The organism is Nocardia sp. XZ_19_369, from assembly GCF_015355715.1.
Taxonomy (GTDB): Bacteria; Actinomycetota; Actinomycetes; order Mycobacteriales; family Mycobacteriaceae; genus Nocardia.
In genome coordinates this window covers 50,105-52,823 of the sequence record NZ_JACVED010000011.1, presented here as the reverse complement: position 1 = coordinate 52,823, position 2,719 = coordinate 50,105, and the positions used below count along the sequence as shown (strand labels likewise).

Annotated in this window: 2 protein-coding genes; both read left to right on the top strand. The window is 67.0% G+C overall.

Going from position 1 to position 2,719, the window contains the following annotated elements; all coding sequences use genetic code 11:
- Positions 1-9 precede the first annotated feature (9 nt).
- Positions 10-2,136, top strand: coding sequence for a hypothetical protein (locus tag IBX18_RS34970; protein WP_194837745.1), 2,127 nt, complete (start codon positions 10-12; stop codon positions 2,134-2,136).
- Between the two features lie 164 nt (positions 2,137-2,300).
- Positions 2,301-2,687 carry a hypothetical protein gene (locus IBX18_RS34965; RefSeq protein ID WP_194837744.1) on the top strand — a complete coding sequence of 129 codons (387 nt, stop codon included), beginning with the start codon at positions 2,301-2,303 and terminating at the stop codon, positions 2,685-2,687.
- Positions 2,688-2,719: the final 32 nt, after the last annotated feature.

Below are 2,719 nucleotides of genomic sequence, written 5' to 3'. Positions count from 1 at the left end.
CCTCCGGCGATGATCGACATACCGCAGGATCTGAAATGGCTCGGCTGGCTGGTCGGCGTCGACCTGCCCGCCGGCAACGAGGACCTGCTCTTCGCCATCGGTCGCGCCTGGAGCGAAGCATCGAAATCACTTGCCGCGCAGGTCGACCCGCTGACGCAGGTGCGGCGCAAAGCTAGCGGCGCGTACACCGACGGTGCGGGTGCCGAGACCATCTCGGCGTTGTTCACCGACCTGCTCGACGGCGACTCCTCGCTGGCGAAGCTGGCGGCCGACTATGACGAACTCGGCAACGCCGCTTTCGATTTCGGCACCACCGTGCAGGCGGCGAAGCTGATGATGATCGTCTCCTACGCGATGCTGGCCGTGGAGATCCTGTGGGCGTCGATGTTTCCGCCCACCGCGCCGGCTGTGGAGGCCGCGGCTATCGCCGGAACCCGATCGGGGTTGCGGCGGGTGGAGGATCTGGTGATCACGCGGATCGAGCAGGTGATATTGCGGGCTTTCGGTGCTGTGGGACAGCAGGCTTGGACGAAGTTGGTGGTGAAGAATCTGGCTACGTACGCGGTGAAGGGCGCGGTGTCGGGTGGGCAAGCGGTGCTGGTGGATGCCGCTATTCAGGGTGGTCAGATCGCGGCGGGTACGCGGCGTCGGTTCAACGGGAATGAGGCACTGCTCTCGTTCGGTGCGTCCTATGCCAGCGGGTTGTTCGGCCGGGCGGCCGGGCATTGGGGTGGTATCGGGTTCGACGCGTCGATCGGCAGGCTCACCAACAAGCTCGGTCGTGCGGCGGATGTGGGGCGGGGTGCTGCGATCGGTGCGTTCGCCGGTGCGGTCGGCACGGTCGGCAGTTCGATGGCCTCGGCGATGAACAGCGGTAATTGGCAGGGGGCGTTCACTGCGAGCGGTTTCGGTCTCGGTGCGTCGGGTGGTGCGTTTCGTGGTGCGGTGGCGGGTGGTGCGCGCGGCTTGTTCCATTTGAACCGCGTGCCGGGCAGTGCGGCGCGCACCGGGTTTCTCCGGCATTTCCAGCTGGATGCCGAAGGGAACGTGTATGTCCCGGCGAGCCGGGCTGCGGCGGTCGGTGGGTCGGTGAGCGACCAGCCCATCCCGCGACCGGCACCGGTGGCGCGACCTTCGGTCGACCGGTCGGTCGAGTCGACGCCGCAGTATCAGCGCAGGCTGCGCGAGCTCGATCGGCAGGACGCGGCCAACCTGCGCGAATACCAGCGGCAGGCGCGTGCCGCTCAGCCCCAATTACGTGCTCAGCCTTCTGAATCCGTCGAAAACCCGCCGCGGGCTCGCGCGCTCGGAGCGCCGGACGGGCCGGAATCGTCGGACCGGCAACCGCAGTGGGGTTCCCGCATGTCCGACCGTGCCCAGGACATGCAGAATCGGTCCGATGCGGCCCAGCAGACCGCGGATCGCGCGCAGGCCGGTGCCGACACCGTGCAGCGGCGGGCCACCATGCAACAGACAAGGGCGGCAACGGAAGACAACGTCGCCGAGCAAGCACGGACGAACACCGAACGGGCACAGCAGCAGCTGCGCACCGCCGAAGCTCGCCTGGAAGCGTTGCGCGCGAACGACTCTCCCGATCATCGGCAGGTCGATCGGGCCGAACTACAGGTCGCCCGCGCCCGGGTCGAGCACGCGAGCGCCGAGTTCGAGCAAGCCGCCGCGCGCCTGCGGGCCGACGCACACCAGCGCCGAGCCGACGAATTCCAGTCCCGCGCCGACGAATCGCAACGCAGGGCCGATCTCGCCCAGCACCGCGCCGACGACCTGCGCATGGTGCGCGTCCATCCGGACGTGATCAACCGCAGCGCCGATGCCGAAGCCAAGCCGACGGTGCGCCCGATCGGCGCGGAGAACAGTTGGTGGCAGCGGGCTCTGCTCCGCAGTGAGCAGCTCGGGAAGGAATACGGCACCGGCGGTCCGGGAACGGACCACTATCAACCCAAGGGCACCGATCTGCGCGCCAAGACCCGGCCCAAACTCGATTCCTACCACCAGCCGATGATCGAACCGTATGCCGCGCCATCGGCACCCGACCCGGCCGCGTGGAACCCACCGCCGAACTCCGAAACCGATTGGAATCCTGCGGATTCCGAGAACCAGGACGGTGAGAACCGCTAGACGCACTCCTTCTTGCAAACGCACGCGTGTCAGCGCGGCAAGTCGGTGTGCGAAGAATCAGAAAGTGTGCGGCTTAAGCTCGAAACCCATAATTCGCATAGTGTTTCGGTTCCGGTCGCCCGCAATCCCGTCTGGCGCTGCCTGTCCTAACCAGAGTGGTCCAGGTGGAGCAGAGCATCGCCATCGATTCAACGACCGACCTGCATTCCGCCGCTGTGGTGATGGACAGTGTGGCCGACGCGGTCGGCCGTGCGGTGCGCGTGCTCGCCGACACCCTGACGCTGCTCGGTGACCCGATCACAGTGCAGCACAACGGAAGTACCGCTGAATCGGCGGTCGCCGCAGGCAGCAGCGCCAACCCGCCGTGGGGCACGGACTCATACGGTAAGTCGTTCGCCGACGGCAACACCGGCTACGTAAACCTCAGCACCGACCTGCTCCAAGGCGGATTCGACCTGGCGCACACCCTGTCCCAATTTGCCCACGGAATGAGCCGGGCCGCAGGCGATCTCGACAGCACCGAGGAAAACGCCACCGCCGCATTCTCCTGACCGCCCAGCCCGCTGGATGGCACGGGACACCA

Excerpts from the sequence above, each read along its gene's own strand:
- IBX18_RS34970 (WP_194837745.1), top strand. The coding sequence starts at position 10 with ATGATCGACATACCGCAGGATCTGAAATGGCTCGGCTGGCTGGTCGGC.